The following is a 24,792-nucleotide window of genomic DNA, read 5'->3' as shown; positions in this document are numbered from 1 at the left end:
GCATGAAAAATACCGAACTGGAAAAATTGATTAACGAAAAACTCAACAGTGCGGCGTTCAGCGATTACGGCCCGAACGGTCTGCAGGTTGAGGGGCGAGAAGAGATCCGCAAAATCGTCACCGGCGTCACTGCAAGCCAGGCGCTGCTGGATGAAGCCGTGCGCCTTGAAGCTGATGCGGTGATCGTGCATCACGGTTACTTCTGGAAAAACGAAGCGCCGATTATTCGCGGCATGAAGCGCAACCGCCTGAAAACCCTGCTGGCGAACGATATCAACCTCTACGGCTGGCATCTGCCCCTCGACGCCCATCCGGAGCTGGGGAATAACGTGCAACTTGCTGCACTGCTCGGCATCACGGTGCAAGGGGAGATTGAACCGCTGGTGCCGTGGGGCGAGCTGTCGATGCCGGTTCCCGGTCTCGAACTGGCATCGTGGATCGAAGCGCGTCTCGGGCGTAAACCGCTGTGGTGCGGCGATACCGGGCCTGCCACCATCAAACGCGTGGCGTGGTGCACCGGCGGCGGTCAGGGCTTTATTGATAAAGCCGCGGCCTTCGGCGTCGATGCCTTTATCACCGGCGAAGTATCTGAGCAGACTATTCACTCCGCGCGCGAGCAGGGGCTGCACTTCTTCGCCGCGGGGCACCACGCCACCGAGCGCGGCGGCATTCGCGCCCTCGGCGAGTGGCTGACCGCCAATACCGATCTGGATGTGACCTTTATCGATATCCCTAACCCGGCGTAAGGAGCAGGCAAGTGCAGCGAGCGCGTTGTTATCTGTTAGGCGAAACCGCCGTCGTGCTGGAGCTGGAGCCACCGGTGCAGTTGGCGACGCAAAAGCGTATCTGGCGGCTGACGCAGCGGCTGGCGACATTTCCGGAGGTGGTGGAAGCGATCCCGGGGATGAATAACGTTACCGTTGTGCTGCGCGATCCCACCACGCTGGCGCTCGATGCGATTGAGCATCTGCAGCGCTGGTGGGAAGAGAGCGAGGCGCTGGAGCCGGAGTCACGGGCCATTGAGATCCCGGTGGTTTACGGCGGCGAGGCCGGGCCGGATCTGGCGCATGTCGCCGACCACTGCGGCATGAGCGAAAAGCAGGTCGTGGAGCTGCACGCCTCTATCGAATACCGGGTGTGGTTTATCGGTTTTCAGCCCGGTTTCCCCTATCTCGGCGGCATGCCGGAGGCGCTCACCACACCACGCCGGGCGGAGCCGCGCATTAGCGTGCCTGCCGGGTCGGTCGGCATTGGCGGTGCGCAAACTGGGATTTACCCGCTAGCCAGCCCCGGCGGCTGGAACCTGATTGGGCGTACCGATCTGACGCTATTTAACCCGCGCCTGGCGGAGCCGTCGCTGCTGCGGCCTGGCGATACGCTGCGCTTTATCCCGCGCAAGGAGGGCGTATGTTAACAATTCATCGCGCGGGGATGTACACCTCGTTGCAGGGTGGTAAGCGCATCGGCCTGCGTCAGTCCGGTGTCAGCTACAGCGGCGCGCTCGATGGCCCGGCGCTGGAGATTGCCAATGCGCTGGTCGGCAACGCGCCGGATGCTGCCGCACTTGAGATCACCCTCGGTCAGTGCGAAGTGGAGTTCGCCCGCGATTGCTGGTTTGCTCTCACCGGCGCGGGCTGCGATGCGACACTTGATGGCACTGACGTCTGGACCGGCTGGCGCTTTGCGGCGAAGGCCGGGCAGCGGCTGGTGCTGAATCGCCCGCGCTTTGGCGTGCGCAGTTATCTCGCAGTCGCAGGCGGTTTCGATCTGCCGGAGGTGATGGGATCGGGCAGTACCGATCTGAAAACCGCTATCGGCGGGCTGGAGGGGCGTTTGCTGCGCGATGGCGACACGCTGCCGCTCGGCACACCTGCGCGGGACTTCAGCGCGCAGCAGGGCGTGAAACAGCTATTGTGGACAAACCGTATCCGCGCCTTGCCGGGGCCGGAGTATCACGAATTTGATGCCGCCTCCCAGGAGGCATTCTGGCGTCTGCCATGGCATATCAACCCGCAGAGCAACCGCATGGGCTACCGCCTGCAGGGGCAGCCGCTGGTGCGCACAACCGAGCGGGATCTGCTCTCTCACGGGCTGCTGCCCGGCGTTATCCAGGTGCCCGCAAATGGTCAGCCGATTGTGTTGATGAATGATTGCCAGACCACCGGTGGTTATCCGCGTATTGCCTGCATTATCGAAGCCGATCTCTACCGTCTGGCGCAAATTCGCCTCGGTCAGCCCGTGCACTTTGTGCAGTGCTCGCTCGACGAAGCGCTGCAGGCGCGGCGCGAACAGCGGCTGTTCCTCGATCAACTGGCATGGCGGCTGCGCGATGCGGATTGATTTAAACGCCGATATCGGCGAAGGCTTTGCCGACAACGACCGCGCGCTGATGCAGGTGGTGAGTTCGGTGAATATCGCCTGCGGCTTTCACGCCGGTGATGCCGCCACCATGCTCACCTGTATTGAGCAGGCATTGGCGAACGATGTCGCTATCGGCGCGCACCCGTCGTTTCTCGATCGCGAAAATTTTGGCCGCAAGAGAATGTCCACCGCGCCGGAAGTGGTCTATAGCGAAGTGCTCTACCAGTGTGGCGCGTTGGCGGCGCTGGCGAAATCCCGCGGCGCGAGCCTTTCGCATGTGAAACCCCACGGCATGCTCTACAACCAGGCGGCGCAAGATACGGCGCTTGCCGATGCTATCGCTCGCGCGGTGCGGGATCTCAATCCTGGTCTAATACTGGTCGGGCTGGCGGGCAGCGAGCTGATCCGCGCAGGCGAGCGGCTGGGGTTAGCCACGCGTGAAGAGGTGTTTGCCGATCGTGGTTATCAGGCCAGTGGGCAGCTTGTGCCGCGCGGTGAGCCGGGCGCACTGATTGAGGATGAGCAGCTGGCGCTGACACAGACGCTGGAGATGGTGCAGTGCGGGCGCGTCAAAAGCGTTGAGGGGGACTATGCGCCCGTTAACGCGCAGACGGTCTGTCTGCATGGGGACGGCGCGCATGCGCTCGCCTTTGCCCGCCGTTTACGCGCCGCGTTTATTGCCGAAGGCATTACCGTTTCATCACGCTGATAAGGAGTTTTCATGCCGGAAGGACCGGAGATCCGCCGCGCGGCGGATACGCTGGAAGCCGCGATTAAGGGTAAGCCGCTGACCGAGGTCTGGTTTGCCCAGCCGCATCTTACTGATTATGCCGCCGGGCTGGTGGGGCAGCAGATCGATGCCATTGAGACACGCGGCAAAGCGCTGTTAACGCACTTTTCCGGCGGGTTAACACTTTATAGCCACAATCAGCTTTACGGCGTCTGGCGCGTGGTGAAGGCGGGGGAGATACCAGAAACCAACCGCGTGCTGCGCGTGCGTTTGCAGGCGGCAGATAAAGCGATTTTGCTCTACAGCGCCTCGGAGATTGCATTGCTGACGCCGGAGCAACTGGCGCAGCACCCCTTTTTGCTGCGCGTAGGGCCGGATGTGCTGGATATGCGCCTGACGGTGGAGGAGGTGAAAGCGCGTTTGCTCTCGCCGCGCTTTCGGCGTCGGCAGTTTGCCGGGCTGCTGCTCGATCAGGCGTTTCTCGCAGGATTAGGTAACTATTTGCGCGTCGAAATTCTCTGGCACAGCGGGCTGACCGGGCAGCGCAAAGCGGAGCAGCTTAGCGAGAGCGAGCTGGATCTGCTGGCAGAAGCGTTGTTAGCGATCCCGCGTTTCTCATATCAGACCCGGGGACGTGTTGATGAGAAGAAGCATCACGGGGCGCTGTTTCGCTTTAAGGTGTTTCACCGGGCCGGGAAGAAGTGCGAGCGTTGTGGCGGGATCATTGAGAAGACGACGCTCTCCTCACGACCCTTTTATTGGTGCCCGGGGTGTCAGTGGTAAACGAGAACGTGCCGGATGGCGGCTACGCCTTATCCGGCCTACGGACCGTGCCACCGCAACCATCGCAGGCCCGATAAGCGCAGCGTCATTGTGTCATTGAGCGGGGAAGGGCAATCGTAGGCCCGATAAGCGTAGCGCCATCGGGCAATATTACGGGGTAGTGCAGTTGCAGGCCCGGTAAGCGCAGCGCCACCGGGCATTAGCGGGGATTAATCTTTTTTCAGATCTGACGAAAACTCGCGTTTTTCGTAACCGGTATAGAGCTGACGTGGACGGGCAATCTTAATGCCGTCATCGTGCATCTCGTTCCAGTGCGCAATCCAGCCCACGGTACGCGCCATCGCGAAGATCACCGTAAACATGGAGGACGGGATCCCCATCGCTTTCAGAATAATGCCAGAGTAGAAATCGACGTTCGGGTAGAGTTTGCGTTCGATGAAGTACGGGTCGTTGAGCGCAATGTGCTCCAGCTCCATCGCCACTTCCAGCAGATCGTCTTTGGTGCCCAGTTCACGCAGCACTTCGTGGCAGGTTTCACGCATCACGGTGGCGCGCGGGTCATAGTTCTTATAGACACGGTGACCGAAGCCCATCAGACGGAACGAATCGTTCTTATCTTTGGCGCGACGCAGGAATTCAGGAATGTGTTTAACGGTGCTGATCTCTTCCAGCATCTTCAGCGCGGCTTCGTTCGCGCCGCCGTGCGCCGGTCCCCACAGGGAAGCGATACCAGCCGCGATACAGGCAAACGGGTTCGCGCCCGACGAGCCTGCGGTACGCACGGTAGAGGTGGACGCATTCTGCTCATGGTCAGCGTGCAGGATCAGAATACGATCCATGGCGCGTTCCAGAACCGGGTTCACTTCATACGGTTCGCACGGCGTGGAGAACATCATGTGCAGGAAGTTGCCCGCATAGGAGAGGTCGTTGCGCGGGTAAACAAACGGCTGACCGATGGAGTACTTGTAGCACATCGCGGCCACGGTCGGCATTTTGGAAAGCAGACGGAACGCGGCGATTTCACGGTGGCGCGGGTTGTTCACATCCAGCGAGTCGTGGTAGAAGGCCGCCAGCGCGCCGGTCACGCCGCACAGCACCGCCATCGGGTGCGAGTCGCGACGGAAACCATGGAACAGACGGGTGATCTGCTCATGGATCATCGTGTGGCGGGTCACTGTCAGTGTGAACTCTTCAAACTGCGCCTGGGTCGGCTTTTCGCCGTACAGCAGGATGTAGCACACTTCCAGATAGTTGGACTCAGTCGCCAGTTGATCGATGGGGAAGCCACGGTGCAGCAGAATCCCTTCATCGCCGTCGATAAAGGTGATTTTCGATTCGCATGATGCGGTTGAGGTAAAACCTGGGTCAAAAGTGAAAACCCCTTTTGAACCGAGACTACGGATATCAATAACATCCTGACCGAGCGTGCCTTGTAGCACATCCAGTTCAATAGCATCGTCACCATTGTAGGTGATGGTTGCTTTCTTATCAGCCATTTACGGTCTCCTTAGCGCCTTATTGCTTAAGACCGCCAGCCACCGGGTTTGCCTTCACTTGACCGTCAATGTTAACGAATTGTTATATAGCTCGCTGCTCTGCGAAGAGGAGATACCAGGGTACAGAGCGATAGGCGCGTGCAGATACACATTGAAAATACAGTGAAAAAACAGCAAATCAGCGTCTTAGCAGTCCGAATTTATCAAACCTGTATATCACTAATAACTGTCCTGATTAAATCGGTCAATACCATCACACTGTTACATAACTTATTCTCAGGTGAAAGCAAGACCCCATAACTTTTAAGCATTATAAGTTCTTTCTGGCGTAGTTTGTAACAAGAATGTTTAACTTTTGTCAAATCAGATGATTAAATTTTAAAATAATGTTGTTATCGTGACCTTGGTCACTGTTCTGCATAAAACCCGACAAACTATATGTAGGTTAATTGTAATGATTTTGTGAACGACCTATACTGCGGCCAGGTCTCCGGAATACCCTGCCATCCCGAGCCACCCAGCGTTGTAACCTGTCGTTTAGCATATGGAAGCACATTTTTTGCATGACGAGCAGTTATAGAAAGGACGCTGTCTGACCCGCACGCAGACCGGAGGAAGGAAACTATAAGAATAGCATGTGGGCGTTATTCATGATAAAAAATGTGAAAAAACAAAGACCTGTCAATCTGGATTTAACAACAATCCAGTTTCCTGTTACGGCTATAGCTTCCATTCTCCACCGCGTTTCCGGTGTCATCACGTTTGTGGCGCTCGGCATTCTGTTGTGGTTACTGGGCTTGTCGCTGTCATCTGAAGAGGGCTTCCAGGCCGCTTCTGCCATCATGAGCAGTTTCTTCGTCAAATTCATCTTCTGGGGCATCCTTACCGCGCTGGCGTATCACGCTGTCGGCGGCATTCGCCACATGTTTATGGATTTCGGCTGGCTGGAAGAGAACTTCGCCGCAGGAAAACGTTCCGCTAATATTTCTTTTGTGATCACTGTCGTGCTTTCAATTCTCGCAGGAGTCCTCGTATGGTAAGCAACGCCTCCGCATTAGGACGCAACGGCGTACATGATTTTATTCTCGTCCGTGCTACCGCTATTGTCCTGACGTTATACATCATCTACATGGTCGGCTTTTTCGCGCTGCATAGCGAAGTGACCTGGGGTGTCTGGACGGGCTTCTTCTCCTCCGCCTTCACGAAAGTCTTTACCCTGCTGGCGCTCTTTTCCATCCTGATCCACGCGTGGATCGGCATGTGGCAGGTATTGACCGACTACGTTAAACACGTTGCAACGCGCCTGCTGCTGCAGCTGGTGATTGTTGTTGCGCTGCTCGCGTACGTCATTTATGGATTCGTTGTGGTGTGGGGTGTGTAATGAAACTGCCAGTCAGAGAATTTGATGCTGTTGTAATTGGCGCAGGTGGCGCAGGTATGCGCGCGGCGCTGCAAATTTCCCAGAGCGGGCAAACCTGTGCGCTGCTCTCTAAAGTCTTTCCAACCCGTTCCCACACTGTCTCTGCGCAGGGCGGTATCACCGTTGCGCTGGGCAATACCCATGAAGATAACTGGGAATGGCACATGTATGACACGGTAAAAGGCTCCGACTATATCGGTGACCAGGACGCCATTGAATATATGTGTAAAACCGGCCCGGAAGCGATTCTGGAACTGGAACATATGGGTCTGCCGTTTTCCCGTCTGGAAGATGGCCGTATCTATCAGCGTCCGTTTGGCGGCCAGTCGAAAGATTTCGGCGGCGAGCAAGCGGCACGTACTGCGGCCGCAGCGGACCGTACCGGTCACGCGCTGTTGCACACCCTTTATCAGCAGAACCTGAAAAACCACACCACCATCTTTTCCGAATGGTATGCGCTCGATCTGGTTAAAAACCAGGATGGCGCGGTGGTCGGCTGTACGGCGCTCTGTATCGAAACCGGTGAAGTGGTCTACTTCAAAGCGCGTGCAACCGTGCTGGCAACCGGCGGGGCGGGGCGTATTTACCAGTCCACGACCAACGCACACATTAACACCGGCGACGGTGTTGGGATGGCGCTGCGTGCCGGTGTACCGGTGCAGGATATGGAAATGTGGCAGTTCCACCCGACCGGTATTGCCGGCGCAGGTGTACTGGTCACCGAAGGGTGCCGTGGTGAAGGCGGTTACCTGCTGAACAAACATGGCGAGCGCTTTATGGAGCGTTATGCGCCGAACGCGAAAGATCTGGCGGGCCGCGACGTGGTTGCGCGCTCGATCATGATCGAAATTCGCGAAGGCCGCGGTTGCGATGGTCCATGGGGCCCGCACGCCAAGCTGAAACTCGATCACCTCGGTAAAGAGGTGCTGGAATCGCGCCTGCCGGGGATCCTTGAGCTGTCGCGCACCTTTGCCCACGTCGATCCGGTCAAAGAGCCGATCCCGGTTATTCCGACCTGCCACTACATGATGGGCGGTATTCCGACCAAAGTGACCGGCCAGGCGCTGACCGTTAACGCCCAGGGCGAAGACGTTGTTATTCCGGGTCTGTTTGCGGTAGGCGAAATCGCCTGCGTATCGGTACACGGCGCCAACCGTCTGGGCGGCAACTCGCTGCTCGACCTGGTGGTATTTGGCCGCGCGGCGGGTCTGCATCTGCAGGAGTCTATCGCCGAGCAGGGCGCGCTGCGTGATGCCAGCGACTCTGATATCGACGCTTCCCTTGAGCGCCTTAACCGTTGGAACAACAACCGCGATGGCGAAGATCCGGTCACCATTCGTAAAGCGCTGCAAGAGTGTATGCAGCACAACTTCTCGGTCTTCCGTGAAGGCGATGCGATGGCGAAGGGCCTTGAGCAGCTGAAAGTGATCCGCGAGCGCCTGAAAAACGCCCGTCTGGACGACACCTCCAGCGAGTTCAACACCCAGCGCGTTGAGTGTCTGGAACTGGATAACCTGATGGAAACGGCCTATGCAACGGCGGTTTCTGCCAACTTCCGTACCGAAAGCCGTGGCGCGCATAGCCGCTTCGACTATCCGGATCGTGACGATGAGAACTGGTTGTGTCACTCCCTGTACCTGCCAGAGACGGAATCTATGACGCGTCGCAGCGTCAATATGGAACCGAAACTGCGTCCGGCGTTCCCGCCGAAGATTCGTACTTATTAATGCGGAGACAGGATTGATGAAACTCGAATTCTCGATTTATCGCTATAACCCGGACGTCGACGACGCGCCGCGTATGCAGGATTACACCCTCGAATCGGAAGAGGGTCGCGACATGATGCTGCTTGATGCGTTAATGCAGCTGAAAGAGACCGACTCCACGCTGTCGTTCCGCCGCTCCTGCCGTGAAGGGGTGTGCGGTTCCGATGGTCTGAACATGAACGGCAAAAACGGGCTGGCCTGTATCACCCCGATTTCCGCGCTTGGCAACGGCAAGAAGAAGATTGTGATCCGCCCATTGCCTGGCCTGCCGGTGATCCGCGATTTGGTGGTGGACATGGGGCAGTTCTATGCCCAATATGAAAAAATTAAGCCTTACCTGTTGAATAATGGGCAAAATCCGCCGGCGCGTGAGCACCTGCAAGGGCCTGAACAGCGTGAGAAACTCGACGGTCTGTATGAGTGTATTCTCTGTGCCTGCTGCTCGACCTCTTGCCCGTCGTTCTGGTGGAACCCGGAGAAATTCATCGGCCCGGCAGGCCTGCTGGCGGCATACCGCTTCCTGATCGACAGCCGCGATACGGAAACGGATGAGCGCCTTGATGGCCTGAGCGATGCTTTCAGCGTATTCCGCTGCCACAGCATCATGAACTGCGTCAGTGTATGTCCGAAAGGGCTTAACCCAACGCGCGCCATTGGCCACATTAAGTCAATGTTGCTGCAACGCAGTGCATAAAAAGGTAAAGCCGGATGGCACTTGCGCTTATCCGGCCTACAGTATTGATAAGCCCGGTAAGCGCAAGCGCGCCGGGCGAGTAAAAGCAGCAGAAACCTCTAAAAACCGCCACTGAAACATAATTGAGATGTTTGGCGCGAGACAAGGCGGCAATTGAGCGCATCCCGGGGAGCATAGTGAACTATGTGACCGAGGTGAGTGAAGGCCGCCAACGCCGTCGCAGCCCGAACAACGAAGATTAGGCTGTTTTTAAAGGTTCCTTCGCGGGTCAAAGAACCCGCAGGTGAACCCTGGGACGTGCGCGTACGTGTACGTCGAAGTTATCCACGGCGAAGTAAGCATAACAATGCTTAAGGGATCACGATGCAGAACGGCGCAATGAAAGCCTGGCTGGACTCTTCTTACCTCTCTGGGTCTAACCAGAGCTGGATAGAACAGCTCTATGAAGACTTCTTAACCGATCCTGACTCGGTAGATGCGAACTGGCGATCTATGTTCCAGCAGTTACCAGGTACCGGAGTCAAACCGGATCAGTTCCACTCCAAAACGCGTGATTACTTCCGCCAGCTGGCGAAGGACGCTTCACGTTACTCCTCCTCGATTTCCGACCCCGATACCAACGTTAAGCAGGTCAAAGTCCTGCAGCTCATTAACGCCTACCGCTTCCGTGGTCACCAGCATGCGAATCTCGATCCGCTGGGATTATGGCAGCAGGAGAGGGTCGCCGATCTCGATCCCGCATTCCATGACCTGACCGAAGCTGATTTCCAGAACAGCTTCAATGTCGGGTCATTTGCTATCGGCAAAGACACTATGCCGCTGGGCGAGCTGCTCCATGCGCTGAAAGAGACCTATTGTGGCTCCATCGGCGCGGAGTACATGCACATCACCAGCACCGAAGAGAAACGCTGGATCCAGCAGCGCATCGAGTCGGCCACCGGTAAATCCAGCTTCTCGGCAGAAGAGAAAAAGCGCTTCTTAAGCGAACTGACCGCCGCCGAAGGGCTGGAGCGCTATCTGGGCGCGAAATTCCCTGGCGCGAAACGCTTCTCCCTTGAGGGTGGCGATGCGCTGGTGCCGATGCTGAAAGAGATGATCCGCCACGCCGGTAAAAGCGGCACCCGCGAAGTGGTGCTGGGCATGGCGCACCGCGGTCGTCTGAACGTGCTGGTTAACGTGCTGGGCAAAAAGCCGCAGGACCTGTTTGACGAGTTTGCCGGCAAGCATAAAGAGCATCTCGGCACCGGCGACGTGAAATACCACATGGGCTTCTCGTCCGACGTTGAAACCGAAGGCGGCCTGGTTCACCTGGCGCTGGCGTTTAACCCGTCGCACCTTGAGATCGTAAGCCCGGTGGTTATCGGTTCCGTGCGTGCGCGTCTCGATCGCCTTGACGAACCGAGCAGCAACAAAGTGTTGCCGATCACCATTCACGGTGACGCGGCGGTCGCAGGCCAGGGCGTGGTGCAGGAAACCCTCAACATGTCCAAAGCCCGCGGCTACGAAGTGGGCGGCACCGTGCGTATCGTTATCAACAACCAGGTGGGCTTCACCACGTCGAACCCGCTGGATGCGCGCTCAACGCCGTACTGTACCGATATCGGTAAAATGGTGCAGGCACCGATTTTCCACGTTAACGCGGACGATCCGGAAGCCGTGGCTTTTGTCACCCGCCTGGCGCTCGATTTCCGTAATACCTTCAAACGCGATGTCTTTATCGACCTGGTCTGCTACCGCCGTCACGGCCATAACGAAGCCGATGAGCCGAGTGCAACCCAGCCGCTGATGTACCAGAAAATCAAAAAGCACCCGACGCCGCGTCAGATTTACGCCAGCCGTCTGGAGCAGGAAACCACCATCGCCGCGGAAGACGCCACCGAAATGGCTAACGTCTACCGCGATGCGCTCGACGCCGGTGAGTGCGTGGTCGCTGAATGGCGTCCGATGAATATGCACTCCTTCACCTGGTCGCCGTACCTCAACCACGAGTGGGATGAGAGCTACCCGAACAAGGTGGAGATGAAGCGCCTGCAAGAGCTGGCGAAGCGCATCAGCACCGTACCGGACGCGATTGAGATGCAGTCCCGCGTAGCGAAAATCTACGCTGACCGTCAGCTGATGGCGAACGGCGACAAGCTGTTTGACTGGGGCGGCGCGGAAACCCTGGCTTACGCTACGCTGGTGGATGAGGGCATTCCGGTGCGTCTCTCCGGTGAAGACTCCGGTCGCGGCACCTTCTTCCACCGTCATGCTGTGGTGCATAACCAGACTAACGGTTCGACTTACACCCCGCTGGCACACGTGCATAACAGCCAGGGCGCGTTCCGCGTCTGGGACTCCGTGCTGTCGGAAGAAGCGGTGCTGGCGTTTGAGTATGGTTACGCCACCGCTGAGCCGCGCACGCTCACCATCTGGGAAGCGCAGTTCGGCGACTTCGCCAACGGTGCGCAGGTGGTTATCGACCAGTTCATCAGCTCCGGCGAGCAGAAATGGGGCCGTATGTGTGGCCTGGTAATGCTGCTGCCGCATGGCTATGAAGGGCAGGGCCCGGAGCACTCCTCCGCGCGTCTGGAGCGCTATCTGCAACTCTGCGCCGAGCAGAATATGCAGGTTTGCGTGCCGTCGACCCCGGCGCAGGTTTACCACATGCTGCGTCGTCAGGCGCTGCGCGGTATGCGCCGTCCGCTGATTGTGATGTCACCGAAATCGCTGCTGCGTCATCCGCAGGCTGTTTCAACGCTTGATGAGCTGGCGAACGGCACCTTTATGCCGGCAATTGGCGAAGTGGACGATCTCGATCCGCAGGGCGTGAAACGCGTTATCCTCTGTTCCGGTAAGGTTTATTACGATTTGCTGGAACAGCGTCGTAAGAACGACCAGAAAGATGTCGCGATTGTCCGCATCGAGCAGCTCTATCCGTTCCCGCACCAGGCGGTACAGGAAGCGCTGAAGCCGTACGCGCATGTACATGATTTTGTCTGGTGCCAGGAAGAGCCGCTGAACCAGGGCGCATGGTACTGCAGCCAGCATCACTTCCGTGATGTGATTCCGTTTGGGGCAGGTCTGCGTTACGCAGGTCGCCCGGCCTCCGCCTCTCCGGCGGTGGGATACCTCTCCGTTCACCAGAAACAGCAACAAGATCTGGTAAATGACGCGCTGAACGTCAATTAATTAAAGGATAAATAATGAGTAGCGTAGATATTCTTGTTCCCGATCTGCCTGAGTCCGTTGCTGACGCGACCGTTGCAACCTGGCACAAAAAACCAGGCGATAGCGTTAAACGTGATGAAGTGCTGGTAGAAATCGAAACTGACAAAGTGGTACTGGAAGTGCCGGCGTCAGCGGACGGCATCCTTGATGCCGTGCTGGAAGAGGAAGGCACAACCGTTACCTCCCGCCAGATTCTGGGCCGTCTGAAAGAGGGCAACAGCGCAGGCAAAGAGAGCAGTGCTAAATCTGAAGAGAAAGAGTCTACACCGGCGCAGCGCCAGCAGGCCTCGCTGGAAGAGCAGAACAATGATGCCCTGAGCCCGGCGATCCGTCGCCTGCTGGCCGAGCACAACCTGGAAGCCAGCGACATCAAAGGTACCGGTGTTGGTGGTCGTCTGACCCGTGAAGATGTTGAGAAGCATCTGGCGAAAGGCCCGGCGCAGAGCGCTGCACCAGCGGCAGCTCCGGCTGCTGCCAGCACCCCGGCTCCGGCCCCGGCTGGCCGCACGGAAAAACGCGTACCGATGACCCGCCTGCGCAAACGCGTAGCCGAGCGTCTGCTGGAAGCGAAAAACTCCACCGCCATGCTGACGACCTTCAACGAAGTCAACATGAAGCCGATTATGGATCTGCGTAAGCAGTACGGCGACGCGTTCGAGAAGCGTCACGGCATCCGTCTGGGCTTTATGTCCTTCTATGTGAAAGCGGTGGTGGAAGCGCTGAAACGCTACCCGGAAGTGAACGCTTCTATCGATGGCGATGATGTGGTTTACCACAACTATTTCGATGTCAGTATGGCTGTTTCCACGCCGCGTGGCCTGGTGACCCCGGTGCTGCGCGATGTCGATACCCTCGGCATGGCAGATATCGAGAAGAAAATTAAAGAGCTGGCGCTGAAAGGGCGCGACGGCAAGCTGACCGTGGAAGATCTGACCGGCGGTAACTTCACCATTACCAACGGCGGTGTCTTTGGTTCGCTGATGTCCACCCCGATCATCAACCCGCCGCAGAGTGCGATCCTCGGCATGCATGCCATTAAAGATCGCCCGATGGCGGTTAATGGCAAGGTTGAGATCCTGCCGATGATGTACCTGGCGCTCTCTTACGATCACCGTCTGATCGACGGCCGTGAGTCTGTGGGCTATCTGGTCGCCATCAAAGAGCTGCTGGAAGATCCGACCCGTCTGCTGCTGGACGTGTAGTCGGTCAGGGCCCGGCGGATGCCGGGCCTGAAGTCATCACCTGACTGTGGGCGGATCCGGCAAACAGGGCACCCCGACCCGCAGACACCCTGATAATGATTACCTGAAGGATGGATAGAACAGATGAACTTACATGAGTATCAGGCGAAACAGCTTTTTGCCCGGTCAGGTCTGCCGACTCCGGTTGGATACGCCTGTACTACCCCGCGTGAAGCCGAAGAAGCGGCATCAAAAATTGGCGCAGGCCCGTGGGTTGTAAAATGCCAGGTTCACGCAGGCGGCCGCGGTAAAGCGGGCGGCGTAAAAGTGGTGAACAGCAAAGAAGAGATCCGCGCATTCGCGGAGCACTGGCTGGGTAAACGCCTGGTAACCTACCAAACAGACGCTAACGGCCAGCCGGTTAACCAGATTCTGGTTGAAGCGGCGACCGATATCGACAAAGAGCTTTACCTGGGCGCGGTGGTTGACCGTAGCTCACGTCGCGTGGTGTTCATGGCCTCCACCGAAGGCGGTGTTGAGATTGAGAAAGTGGCGGAAGAGACCCCGCACCTGATCCACAAAACCACTATCGATCCGCTGACCGGCCCGATGCCGTATCAGGGTCGTGACCTGGCGTTCAAACTGGGTCTGGAAGGTAAGCAGGTTCAGCAGTTCACTAAAATCTTTATGGGTCTGGCGACCATTTTCCTTGAGCGCGACCTGGCGCTGATCGAAATCAACCCGCTGGTGATCACCAGGCAGGGCGACCTGATCTGCCTCGACGGCAAACTGGGCGCGGACGGCAACGCACTCTTCCGCCAGCCGGATCTGCGCGAAATGCGCGACCAGTCTCAGGAAGACCCGCGCGAAGCACAGGCTGCGCAGTGGGAGCTGAACTACGTTGCTCTCGACGGCAACATCGGCTGCATGGTTAACGGCGCAGGCCTGGCGATGGGCACCATGGACATCGTTAAACTGCACGGCGGCGAACCGGCTAACTTCCTCGACGTTGGCGGCGGCGCGACCAAAGAGCGCGTAACCGAAGCTTTCAAAATCATTCTCTCCGATGAGAACGTGAAAGCCGTTCTGGTTAACATCTTCGGCGGCATCGTGCGCTGCGACCTGATTGCAGACGGCATCATCGGTGCAGTAGAAGAAGTTGGCGTGAACGTGCCGGTAGTCGTACGCCTGGAAGGTAACAACGCTGAACTGGGTGCCAAGCGCCTGGCTGACAGCGGCCTAAATATTATCGCAGCGAAAAGTCTGACGGATGCAGCACAGCAGGTTGTTGCCGCAGTGGAGGGGAAATAATGTCTGTTTTGATCGATAAGAACACCAAAGTTATCTGCCAGGGCTTCACCGGAAGCCAGGGTACATTCCACTCCGAACAGGCGATTGCCTACGGTACGCAGATGGTTGGCGGCGTAACGCCAGGCAAAGGCGGCACCACGCACCTCGGCCTGCCGGTGTTCAACACCGTGCGTGAAGCGGTAGACGCGACCGGCGCGACCGCAACGGTTATCTACGTTCCGGCTCCGTTCTGCAAAGACTCCATCCTGGAAGCGATCGACGCAGGCATCAAACTGATTATCACCATCACTGAAGGTATCCCGACGCTGGATATGCTGACGGTGAAAGTGAAGCTGGATGAAGCCGGCGTGCGCATGATCGGGCCAAACTGCCCGGGCGTGATCACCCCAGGCGAGTGCAAAATCGGCATTATGCCGGGCCACATCCATCAGCCGGGTAGAGTCGGCATCGTTTCGCGCTCCGGCACCCTGACCTATGAAGCGGTTAAACAGACCACGGATTACGGTTTCGGTCAGTCCACCTGTGTGGGCATCGGCGGCGACCCGATCCCGGGCTCTAACTTTATCGATATCCTGAAACTGTTCCAGGAAGATCCGCAGACCGAAGCGATCGTCATGATCGGTGAGATCGGCGGTAGCGCGGAAGAAGAAGCCGCAGCCTACATCAAAGAGCACGTCACCAAACCGGTTGTTGGCTACATCGCCGGTGTTACCGCGCCGAAAGGCAAGCGTATGGGCCACGCAGGCGCCATTATCGCAGGCGGTAAAGGTACGGCGGACGAGAAGTTCGCGGCGCTGGAAGCAGCTGGCGTGAAAACCGTGCGCAGCCTGGCCGATATCGGCGACGCGCTGAAAACAGTAATTAAATAAAAAACCATCGCTCCCCCACGCAGGGGAGCAGCGCAATTCGACATGGTTGGCCGCTCCTGGAGCGGCCTTTTTTATTGCCCGAATCTATGCGTGGTAAAAAAAGGGAGGCAGGCAGGGGAGGGCGCTTGCAGCATTATCCTGCGACCTGACAGCAGGTCATAAAAGTTATGAATAATAGCGCTAAGTATCGCCTTTTAAAGATGCTTATTTTTATAATAACGAAGCGGTGTTAATTATATTAATTGGATAAGTGAAATATTTGTAAAATCAATCTGGAAATAGTTGAGCCATTTCACTTAAGACTTACTCACTTTTCCCCTTTTTAACTTACCGGGTAAAGTAACTTACCTTTCTCCGCTTTATTCGGCAATTGATAACCATAAATTGCGTTACAGTAAACATATTATTAACACTGCTTTTACCCGGCGGACACCTTAAATACAAAATTAACACCGTCAATGGTAAATGATTTAAATCAATATTTAAAAGCTTGGAAAAGCAGTCAAAACTCGCTAAATTGTCGCGGATCAAATTGACCGCGAAGTGCAAAGTTGGGGATTAATTGATCGCCGTCGTAAAACGTAAAACATAATCAATAAATGCTTTTTATTGTTACGGTTTTGCGGAGTAATATATTCGCGAGATCAATTCGAATTTTTTATTAACCTGGTTGTAACTTTTTTTATTCATTGTCCCGACATTGGGAGAGTGAATAAAACAGTGCAGCAAATTTGTATTGGGGCATGCGTGTGAACCTTCGCTAACGGGGGTTTACTCTCGGAGTCTTCATGCGATGAGCAAGGAGTCATGATGTTAGATATAGTCGAACTGTCACGCTTACAGTTTGCCTTGACCGCGATGTACCACTTTCTGTTTGTGCCGCTGACGCTTGGTATGGCGTTCCTGCTGGCCATTATGGAAACGGTCTACGTCCTCTCCGGCAAACAGATCTACAAAGATATGACCAAGTTCTGGGGCAAGTTGTTTGGGATCAACTTCGCGCTGGGCGTGGCGACCGGTCTGACCATGGAGTTCCAGTTCGGGACTAACTGGTCTTACTATTCTCACTACGTTGGGGATATTTTCGGTGCGCCGCTGGCCATTGAAGGTCTGATGGCCTTCTTCCTCGAATCCACATTCGTGGGTCTGTTCTTCTTCGGTTGGGATCGTCTGGGCAAAGTTCAGCACATGGCGGTAACCTGGCTCGTTGCTCTGGGCTCCAACTTGTCCGCACTCTGGATCCTCGTCGCCAACGGCTGGATGCAGAACCCTATCGCCTCTGATTTCAACTTCGAAACCATGCGTATGGAGATGGTGAGCTTCTCTGAACTGGTGCTTAACCCGGTTGCGCAGGTCAAATTTGTGCACACCGTGGCTTCCGGCTACACCTGCGGCGCTATCTTCATTCTTGGTATCAGCTCCTACTACCTGCTGCGCGGTCGCGACATTGCTTTTGCGAAACGCTCCTTTGCTATCGCAGCCAGCTTCGGTATGGCGGCAATCCTCTCCGTTATCGTGCTGGGCGATGAGTCCGGTTACGAAATGGGTGACGTGCAGAAAACCAAACTGGCCGCCATTGAAGCGGAATGGGAAACCCAACCGGCTCCGGCAGCGTTTACCCTGTTTGGTATTCCGGATCAGGATAAACAAGAGAACAAATTCGCTATCCAGATCCCGTTTGCGCTCGGCATTATCGCTACCCGCTCTGTCGACACGCCGGTTATTGGCCTGAAAGACCTGATGGTGCAGCACGAAGAGCGTATTCGTAACGGCATGAAAGCGTACCAGCTGCTTGAACAGCTGCGCTCCGGCTCTGCGGATCCGGCAGTACGTGAGCAGTTCAATAATGTGAAGAAAGATCTCGGTTACGGCCTACTGCTGAAACGCTATACCCCGAACGTCACCGACGCGACGGAAGCGCAGATCCAGAAAGCGACCCAGGACTCTATTCCACGCGTTGCGCCGCTCTACTTCGCCTTCCGCCTGATGGTTGCCAGTGGCGTGCTGATGCTGCTGATTATCGGCATCTCCTTCTGGACGGTGATCCGTAACCGTATCGGTGAGAAGAAATGGCTGCTGCGCGCTGCGCTGTATGGCATTCCGCTACCGTGGATTGCGATTGAAGCAGGCTGGTTTGTGGCGGAATACGGTCGTCAACCGTGGGCGATTGGTGAAGTGCTGCCGACTGCCGTTGCCAACTCCTCATTGACCGTCGGCGATCTGCTGTTCTCAATGATTCTGATTTGCGGCCTTTATACGCTGTTTATGGTGGCCGAAGTGTTCCTGATGTTCAAATTTGCTCGCCTTGGGCCGAGCAGCCTGAAAACAGGTCGCTATCACTACGAGCAGTCCACCGTGACTACTCAGCCGGCACGCTAAGACAGGAGTCGTGAAATGATCGATTATGAAGTATTACGTTTTATCTGGTGGCTGCTGGTGGGCATTCTGCTGATCGGTTTTGCCGTCACCGATGGTTTCGACATGGGCGTTGGCATGCTGACCCGCGTGTTGGGGCGTAGCGACACCGAGCGCCGCGTGATGATTAACTCCATCGCGCCGCACTGGGACGGCAACCAGGTCTGGCTTATCACTGCCGGTGGCGCGCTGTTCGCCGCCTGGCCGATGGTCTACGCGGCAGCCTTCTCCGGCTTCTATGTGGCGATGATCCTCGTGCTGGCCTCACTCTTCTTCCGTCCGGTTGGCTTTGATTACCGTTCGAAGATTGAAGACGTGCGCTGGCGCGGCATGTGGGACTGGGGCATCTTCATCGGTAGCTTCGTGCCGCCGCTGGTGATTGGCGTGGCGTTCGGTAACCTGTTGCAGGGCGTACCGTTCCACCTGGATGGCGACATGCGCCTCTTCTATACCGGTAACTTCTTCCAGCTGCTGAACCCGTTTGGTCTGCTGGCCGGTGTAGTGAGTGTGGCGATGATCCTGACCCAGGGCGCGACCTACCTGCAAATGCGTACCGTCGGCGAACTGCACCTGCGCGCACGCGCCACGGTACAGATTGCAGCGCTGGTTACCCTGGTCTGCTTCGCGCTGGCCGGTGTTTGGGTGGTGTACGGTATTGACGGGTATGTGATCACCTCTGCGATGAATCACCATGCTGCCTCGAACCCGCTGACCAAAGAAGTTGCGGTACAGGCGGGTGCCTGGCTGACTAACTTCAACAATACTCCGGTATTGTGGGCGATCCCGGCGCTGGGCGTGGCGCTGCCGCTGCTGACTATTCTGACCGCGCGTCTGGATAAATCAGCCTTCGCCTTTGTCTTCTCGTCCCTGACGCTGGCGTGCATCATTCTGACCGCAGGTATCGCGATGTTCCCGTTCGTCATGCCGTCCAGCACCATGCTGAACGCCAGCCTGACAATGTGGGATGCGACCTCGACGCAGCGCACGCTGAACCTGATGACCTGGGTTGCTGCGGTATTCGTACCTATCATTCTGCTCTACACCAGTTGGTGTTACTGGAAAATGTTCGGTCGTATTACCAAAGAGCAGATCGAAAGCAACACCCACTCTATGTACTAAGTAAGGAGCTGAATATGTGGTATTTCGCCTGGATTTTAGGAACGCTTCTTGCCTGTGCTTTTGGTGTGATCACCGCGCTGGCGCTGGAACATGTTGAAGCAACCAAAGCCGGTCAAGAAGAACATTGATGGATAAGGTTATCGCAAAGCTCTATGCGGTAATGGACAAGGGCCCGTTACGGGCCCTTTCCTTAATAATGGCGCTGCTGCTGGCAGGGTGCATTTTCTGGGACCCGTCGCGCTTTGCGGCGAAAACCAGTGAGCTTGAGATCTGGCATGGTCTGCTGTTGATGTGGGCCGTTTGCGCCGGTGTGATCCACGGCGTCGGTTTTCGTCCTCGCGCGCTGCACTGGCAGGGGCTGTTTTGCCCGCTGATTGCTGATGTTGTGCTGCTTGCAGGTCTGCTTTTCTTCTTCTTTTGAATAAGAAATATCCGCTATCCCGATGGGCTTGCAAAAGCCCATAAATTTTTACTCTCCGTTTACCACAACCCATTCCAAAGCACCTTGCCCGCGCGTATAGTAGCGAAGTTTAAAAGCTCTAACCTTTTTTGCATTACCGGGATGTAAAGTGAATACAACGCTGTTTCGATGGCCGGTTCGTGTCTATTACGAAGATACTGATGCCGGTGGTGTGGTTTACCACGCCAGCTACGTTGCTTTTTATGAAAGAGCCCGCACCGAGATGCTGCGCCACCATCACTTTAGCCAACAGGCTCTGCTGGCAGAGCAGGTCGCGTTCGTGGTGCGCAAAATTACGCTGGAGTATTTTGCACCCGCCCGACTCGACGACATGCTCGACGTCCAAACGGAAATAACATCAATGCGTGGAACGTCTATGGTGTTCTCGCAGCGGATCGTCAACGCAGAGAACAAAGTGCTGAACGAAGCTGAAGTGCTGGTTGTCTGTGTTGATCCACTCTTAATGAAGCCTCGTGCGCTTCCCAAGTCTATTGTCGCGGAGTTTAAGCAGTGACTGACATGAACATCCTTGATTTGTTCCTGAAGGCGAGCCTTCTGGTCAAACTTATCATGTTGATTTTGATTGGTTTTTCAATCGCATCCTGGGCAATCATTATCCAGAGAACCCGCATCCTCAACGCCGCAGGGCGTGAAGCGGAAGCGTTCGAAGATAAGTTCTGGTCCGGCATTGAACTCTCTCGTCTCTATCAGGAAAGCCAGGGCCGTCGCGATAATCTGAGCGGCTCTGAACAGATTTTCTATAGCGGTTTTAAAGAGTTTGCCCGTCTGCATCGCGCTAACAGCCACGCGCCGGAAGCGATTGTTGAAGGTGCCTCCAGGGCGATGCGTATCTCGATGAATCGCGAACTGGAAAGCCTCGAAAACCACATTCCTTTCCTCGGTACCGTTGGTTCCATCAGCCCCTATATTGGTCTGTTTGGTACCGTCTGGGGGATCATGCACGCCTTTATCGCGCTGGGCGCGGTGAAACAGGCGACGCTGCAAATGGTTGCACCGGGTATCGCTGAAGCGCTGATCGCCACCGCTATCGGCCTGTTCGCGGCAATTCCGGCGGTGATGGCCTACAACCGTCTGAACCAGCGCGTCAATAAACTGGAACAGAATTACGACAACTTTATGGAAGAGTTCACGGCTATTCTGCATCGCCAGGCGTTTGCCAGCAGCGACAGCAATAAGGAGTAAGCCATGGCCAGATCCCGTGGGCGGAGCAAGCGTGCCCTGAAGTCCGAAATCAATATTGTGCCGCTGCTCGACGTGCTGCTGGTGCTGCTGCTGATCTTTATGGCAACGGCGCCCATCATCACCCAGAGCGTCGAGGTCGATCTGCCGGATGCGACGGATTCTCAGACCGTCAGCACCAATGACGATCCTCCGGTGATTATTGAAGTTTCCGGTGTCGGGCAATACAGCGTGGTGGTAGAGAAAGATCGTATGGATCAGCTACCGCCGGAGCAGGTTATTGCGGAGGCGCAGCGTCGCCTGCAATCCAATCCGAAAACCGTGTTCTTAATCGGCGGGGCGAAGAACGTGCCGTACGACGAAATCATTAAAGCGCTGAACCTGTTACATAGCGCGGGTGTGAAATCGGTTGGCTTGATGACGCAGCCTATCTGATCACCGGCTTAACAGGCGGACAGTTTTTGGGAACCGAGAGTGTCAAAGGCAACCGTACAAAACGACAAGCTTAAGCGAGCGATACTCATTTCAGCCGTGCTGCACGTAATTCTGGTGGCGCTGCTGATCTGGAGTTCGTTCGATGAGCATATTGAAGCGTCAGCGGGCGGCGGTGGCGGCTCGTCGATCGACGCCGTAATGGTCGATCCCGGCGCGGTAGTGGAGAACTACAACCGCCAACAGCACCAGCAATCGAGCGCTAAACGCGCGGAAGAGCAGCGTGAAAAACAGGCGCAGCAGCAGGCGGAGGAGATGCGTGAAAAGCAGGCCGCCGAGCAGGAGCGTCTGAAGCAGGTAGAGAAAGAGCGTCTGCAGGCGCAGGAAGCCGCGCGCGAGCAGGCCGAACAGCAGAAGCAGGCAGAAGAGGCGGCAAAGCAGGCGCAACAGCAGCAGAAACAGGCTGAAGAAGCGGCAGCGAAAGCCGCCGCTGACGCGAAAGCCAAAGCGGATGCGCAGGCGAAAGCGGCGGAAGAGGCGGCGAAGAAAGCCGCAGCAGACGCGCAGAAGAAAGCGCAGGCGGATGCAGCCAAAGCCGCCGCCGATGCACAGAAGAAAGCCGAAGCGGAGGCCGCGAAAGCCGCCGCCGACGCACAGAAGAAAGCGGAAGCAGAAGCTGCGAAAGCGGCAGCCGATGCGAAGAAGAAAGCGCAGGCGGAAGCGGCTAAACAGGCTGCTGCTGAAAAAGCCGCAGCCGAGAAGGCCGCCGCAGCTGAAAAAGCTGCCGCTGAGAAGGCTGCTGCCGCAGAGAAAGCCGCAGCGGATAAGAAAGCCGCTGCAGCGGAAAAAGCCGCAGCCGAGAAGAAAGCGGCTGCGGAAAAAGCCGCCGCTGAGAAGAAAGCTGCTGCCGAGAAGGCTGCCGCCGATAAGAAAGCGGCTGCCAAAAAAGCCGCAGCAGAGAAAGCCGCCGCCGCTGAAGGCGTTGACGATCTGTTTGGCGATCTCAGCTCCGGTAAGAATGCACCGAAAACGGGCGGCGGAGCGAAAGGCAACAATGCAGCGCCGGCGGGTTCGGGTAACACTAAGAACAACGGTGCATCCGGAGCCGATATCAGTAACTACGCAGGGCAGATTAAAACGGCGATTGAGAGCCGCTTCTATGATGCGTCCTCATACACCGGGAAGACCTGTACGTTACGTATCAAACTGGCTCCTGATGGGACGCTGTTAGATATTCAGTCTGAAGGGGGCGATTCGGCGCTCTGTCAGGCCGCGCTGGCCGCGGCACGACAGGCGAAAATGCCGAAGCCACCAAGTCAGGCTGTGTATGAAGTGTTCAAAAATGCGCCGCTGGACTTCAAACCTTGAGGTACACTTTCCTCGCGATCCCGTGAGGAAAGTATGCGAAGGCGGTTCCAACGCGGGTAGTTTTGTCTTATTGGTTTGTTAAAATTCTGCTAAATTATCGCGGGTTTTTTGCCCGGATAAGGGAGATATGATGAAGCAGGCATTACGTGTTGCATTTGGTTTTTTGATGCTGTGGGCAGCGGTGCTGCATGCAGAAGTACGTATCGAGATCACCCAGGGGGTGGACTCGGCACGCCCGATTGGCGTTGTGCCGTTCCAGTGGGCAGGCCCAGGTGCTGCGCCTGAGGATGCTGGCGGTATCGTTGCAGCGGATCTGCGCAACAGCGGTAAATTCAACCCGCTGGATCGCTCCCGTTTACCGCAGCAGCCGGGTACCGCGCAGGAAGTGCAGCCCGCTGCATGGTCCGCGCTCGGTATTGATGCGGTCATCGTAGGTCAGGTGACACCGAATCCTGATGGCAGCTACAACGTCGCTTACCAGCTGGTCGACACCGGCGGCGCGCCGGGTACCGTGCTGGCGCAAAACTCCTTTAAAGTGAACAAGCAGTGGCTGCGTTATGCTGCCCATGCCGCCAGCGACGAAGTATTCGAAAAGCTGACCGGTATTAAAGGCGCGTTCCGTACCCGTATCGCCTATGTCGTGCAGACAGCGAACACTCAGTTCCCGTATGAACTGCGCGTCTCTGATTACGATGGCTATAACCAGTTCCTCGTCCACAAATCGCCGCAGCCGCTGATGTCCCCGGCCTGGTCCCCGGACGGTTCAAAAGTCGCGTATGTGACGTTTGAGAGCGGTCGTTCCGCGCTGGTTATTCAGACTCTGGCTAACGCCAGCATTCGTCAGGTAGCGTCGTTCCCGCGCCACAACGGCGCACCGGCCTTCTCGCCGGATGGCACCAAGCTGGCGTTTGCCCTGTCAAAAACCGGCAGCCTGAACATCTACGTGATGGACATCGGTTCCGGCCAGATCCGTCAGGTTACCGACGGTCGCAGCAACAACACCGAACCAACCTGGTTCCCGGACAGCCAGAACCTGGCCTTTACCTCTGACCAGGCCGGTCGTCCGCAGGTTTACAAAATCAATATCAACGGCGGCGCAGCGCAGCGTATCTCCTGGCAGGGTTCTCAGAACCAGGATGCGGATGTCAGCAGCGACGGTAAGTTTATGGTGATGGTTAGCTCTGACGGTGGTCAGCAGCACATTGCTAAACAAGATCTGGAAGCGGGTGGCGTGCAAGTTTTGTCGTCAACGTTCCTGGATGAAACGCCAAGTCTGGCACCTAACGGCACTATGGTCATCTACAGCTCTTCTCAGGGGATGGGCTCCGTGCTGAACCTGGTTTCTACAGATGGGCGTTTCAAAGCGCGTATTCCGGCGACTGATGGACAGGTTAAATTCCCTGCCTGGTCTCCGTATCTGTGATAATAAATAAATATTAAAGGAATCAAAGAAATGCAACTGAACAAAGTGCTGAAAGGCCTGATGCTGGCTCTGCCTGTTATGGCAATCGCTGCATGTTCTTCTCACAAGAACAACACCAGCGACCAGAGCGGCGAAGGCATGATGGGTGCCGGCACTGGCATGAACGGTAGCGGTAACATGTCCTCTGAAGAGCAAGCGCGTCTGCAGATGCAGCAGCTGCAGCAGAACAACATCGTTTACTTCGATCTGGACAAGTACGACATCCGTTCTGACTTTGCAGCGATGCTGGACGCTCACGCTAACTTCCTGCGTAGCAACCCGTCCTACAAAGTAACCGTAGAAGGTCATGCTGACGAACGCGGTACCCCGGAGTACAACATCTCCCTGGGCGAACGTCGTGCTAACGCCGTTAAAATGTACCTGCAGGGTAAAGGCGTTTCCGCTGACCAGATCTCCATCGTTTCTTACGGTAAAGAAAAACCTGCAGTACTGGGTCACGACGAAGCGGCTTACGCTAAAAACCGTCGCGCCGTACTGGTTTACTAAGAGAATTG

At 56.4% G+C, this 24,792-nt stretch carries 25 protein-coding genes; 23 read left to right on the top strand and 2 right to left on the bottom strand.

Annotated elements, in window-relative coordinates:
- Positions 1–2: 2 nt before the first annotated feature.
- The 5 genes from SOM48_RS17885 to nei are packed head-to-tail and all read left to right on the top strand — an operon-like array spanning position 3 to position 3,874.
- Positions 3–746, top strand: coding sequence for a type 2 GTP cyclohydrolase I (locus SOM48_RS17885; protein ID WP_094420463.1), 744 nt, complete (start codon positions 3–5; stop codon positions 744–746).
- 11 nt (positions 747–757) lie between these two features.
- Positions 758–1,414: a 5-oxoprolinase subunit PxpB gene (gene pxpB, locus SOM48_RS17880; RefSeq protein WP_128483382.1), complete on the top strand. Its 657-nt coding sequence runs from the start codon at positions 758–760 to the stop codon at positions 1,412–1,414.
- On the top strand, positions 1,408–2,340 hold the full coding sequence (pxpC, locus tag SOM48_RS17875; protein ID WP_319551627.1) for a 5-oxoprolinase subunit PxpC: 933 nt from the start codon (positions 1,408–1,410) through the stop codon (positions 2,338–2,340). Before pxpB ends, pxpC begins: the two co-directional genes overlap by 7 nt.
- Positions 2,330–3,070: a 5-oxoprolinase subunit PxpA gene (pxpA, locus tag SOM48_RS17870; protein ID WP_320512674.1), complete on the top strand. Its 741-nt coding sequence runs from the start codon at positions 2,330–2,332 to the stop codon at positions 3,068–3,070. The genes pxpC and pxpA overlap by 11 nt, the downstream gene beginning before the upstream one ends.
- Positions 3,071–3,082: 12 nt before the next feature.
- The gene (gene nei / locus SOM48_RS17865) at positions 3,083–3,874 is read left to right on the top strand and encodes an endonuclease VIII (RefSeq protein WP_320512673.1); all 792 of its coding nucleotides are present in this window, start codon (positions 3,083–3,085) and stop codon (positions 3,872–3,874) included.
- A 209-nt stretch (positions 3,875–4,083) separates the two neighbouring features.
- On the opposite strand, the gene SOM48_RS17860 is transcribed toward nei, so the two are convergent.
- Entirely contained in the window at positions 4,084–5,370 is a 1,287-nt protein-coding gene (locus tag SOM48_RS17860) for a citrate synthase (RefSeq protein ID WP_042712794.1), read from the bottom strand.
- A 203-nt stretch (positions 5,371–5,573) separates the two neighbouring features.
- Complete coding sequence (locus SOM48_RS22770) at positions 5,574–5,681, bottom strand: hypothetical protein (RefSeq protein ID WP_420028337.1); 108 nt, start codon at positions 5,679–5,681, stop codon at positions 5,574–5,576.
- 324 nt (positions 5,682–6,005) lie between these two features.
- Here SOM48_RS22770 and sdhC point away from each other — a divergent pair, with 324 nt between their 5' ends.
- From sdhC to pal, 18 genes are all read left to right on the top strand, one after another.
- Positions 6,006–6,410 (top strand): succinate dehydrogenase cytochrome b556 subunit, encoded by a 405-nt coding sequence (gene sdhC, locus SOM48_RS17855; protein ID WP_034811753.1) that lies wholly within the window; start codon positions 6,006–6,008, stop codon positions 6,408–6,410.
- Positions 6,404–6,751, top strand: a complete 348-nt coding sequence (gene sdhD, locus SOM48_RS17850) for a succinate dehydrogenase membrane anchor subunit (protein ID WP_023478217.1) — start codon at positions 6,404–6,406, stop codon at positions 6,749–6,751. The genes sdhC and sdhD overlap by 7 nt, the downstream gene beginning before the upstream one ends.
- A complete protein-coding gene (sdhA, locus tag SOM48_RS17845; protein WP_034811756.1) occupies positions 6,751–8,517 on the top strand; it encodes a succinate dehydrogenase flavoprotein subunit in 1,767 nt (588 codons plus the stop codon). Before sdhD ends, sdhA begins: the two co-directional genes overlap by 1 nt.
- A gap of 16 nt (positions 8,518–8,533) precedes the next feature.
- Positions 8,534–9,250, top strand: coding sequence for a succinate dehydrogenase iron-sulfur subunit (locus tag SOM48_RS17840; protein WP_042712260.1), 717 nt, complete (start codon positions 8,534–8,536; stop codon positions 9,248–9,250).
- Between the two features lie 363 nt (positions 9,251–9,613).
- Entirely contained in the window at positions 9,614–12,421 is a 2,808-nt protein-coding gene (sucA, locus tag SOM48_RS17835) for a 2-oxoglutarate dehydrogenase E1 component (protein WP_042712261.1), read from the top strand.
- Between the two features lie 14 nt (positions 12,422–12,435).
- Positions 12,436–13,662: a 2-oxoglutarate dehydrogenase complex dihydrolipoyllysine-residue succinyltransferase gene (gene odhB, locus SOM48_RS17830; RefSeq protein WP_076769564.1), complete on the top strand. Its 1,227-nt coding sequence runs from the start codon at positions 12,436–12,438 to the stop codon at positions 13,660–13,662.
- A gap of 123 nt (positions 13,663–13,785) precedes the next feature.
- The gene (sucC, locus tag SOM48_RS17825; RefSeq protein WP_139965409.1) at positions 13,786–14,952 is read left to right on the top strand and encodes an ADP-forming succinate--CoA ligase subunit beta; all 1,167 of its coding nucleotides are present in this window, start codon (positions 13,786–13,788) and stop codon (positions 14,950–14,952) included.
- Positions 14,952–15,821 carry a succinate--CoA ligase subunit alpha gene (gene sucD / locus SOM48_RS17820; RefSeq protein WP_320512671.1) on the top strand — a complete coding sequence of 290 codons (870 nt, stop codon included), beginning with the start codon at positions 14,952–14,954 and terminating at the stop codon, positions 15,819–15,821. Before sucC ends, sucD begins: the two co-directional genes overlap by 1 nt.
- Before the next feature lie 810 nt (positions 15,822–16,631).
- Positions 16,632–18,200 (top strand): cytochrome ubiquinol oxidase subunit I, encoded by a 1,569-nt coding sequence (cydA, locus tag SOM48_RS17815; RefSeq protein WP_320512731.1) that lies wholly within the window; start codon positions 16,632–16,634, stop codon positions 18,198–18,200.
- Between the two features lie 15 nt (positions 18,201–18,215).
- The gene (gene cydB / locus SOM48_RS17810; RefSeq protein ID WP_128483377.1) at positions 18,216–19,355 is read left to right on the top strand and encodes a cytochrome d ubiquinol oxidase subunit II; all 1,140 of its coding nucleotides are present in this window, start codon (positions 18,216–18,218) and stop codon (positions 19,353–19,355) included.
- Positions 19,356–19,369: 14 nt separating this feature from the next.
- Positions 19,370–19,483, top strand: coding sequence for a cytochrome bd-I oxidase subunit CydX (gene cydX, locus SOM48_RS17805; protein WP_071789428.1), 114 nt, complete (start codon positions 19,370–19,372; stop codon positions 19,481–19,483).
- A complete protein-coding gene (gene ybgE / locus SOM48_RS17800) occupies positions 19,483–19,776 on the top strand; it encodes a cyd operon protein YbgE (protein WP_023478215.1) in 294 nt (97 codons plus the stop codon). Before cydX ends, ybgE begins: the two co-directional genes overlap by 1 nt.
- A gap of 148 nt (positions 19,777–19,924) precedes the next feature.
- Positions 19,925–20,329, top strand: coding sequence for a tol-pal system-associated acyl-CoA thioesterase (gene ybgC / locus SOM48_RS17795; protein ID WP_034811764.1), 405 nt, complete (start codon positions 19,925–19,927; stop codon positions 20,327–20,329).
- On the top strand, positions 20,326–21,018 hold the full coding sequence (tolQ, locus tag SOM48_RS17790; RefSeq protein WP_023478229.1) for a Tol-Pal system protein TolQ: 693 nt from the start codon (positions 20,326–20,328) through the stop codon (positions 21,016–21,018). The genes ybgC and tolQ overlap by 4 nt, the downstream gene beginning before the upstream one ends.
- 3 nt (positions 21,019–21,021) lie before the next feature.
- Complete coding sequence (tolR, locus tag SOM48_RS17785) at positions 21,022–21,450, top strand: colicin uptake protein TolR (RefSeq protein WP_320512670.1); 429 nt, start codon at positions 21,022–21,024, stop codon at positions 21,448–21,450.
- A 39-nt stretch (positions 21,451–21,489) separates the two neighbouring features.
- On the top strand, positions 21,490–22,815 hold the full coding sequence (tolA, locus tag SOM48_RS17780; protein ID WP_320512669.1) for a cell envelope integrity protein TolA: 1,326 nt from the start codon (positions 21,490–21,492) through the stop codon (positions 22,813–22,815).
- 130 nt (positions 22,816–22,945) lie between these two features.
- Complete coding sequence (gene tolB, locus SOM48_RS17775) at positions 22,946–24,238, top strand: Tol-Pal system beta propeller repeat protein TolB (RefSeq protein WP_023478234.1); 1,293 nt, start codon at positions 22,946–22,948, stop codon at positions 24,236–24,238.
- Positions 24,239–24,268: 30 nt separating this feature from the next.
- Positions 24,269–24,784, top strand: a complete 516-nt coding sequence (gene pal / locus SOM48_RS17770) for a peptidoglycan-associated lipoprotein Pal (RefSeq protein ID WP_007373922.1) — start codon at positions 24,269–24,271, stop codon at positions 24,782–24,784.
- Positions 24,785–24,792 lie beyond the last annotated feature (8 nt).

This window comes from Kosakonia sp. CFBP8986 (genome assembly GCF_034044935.1).
In the GTDB taxonomy this organism is placed as follows: Bacteria; Pseudomonadota; Gammaproteobacteria; order Enterobacterales; family Enterobacteriaceae; genus Kosakonia; species Kosakonia cowanii.
Note: the sequence above shows the minus strand (reverse complement) of the source record. Positions and strands in the feature narration are given on the sequence as shown.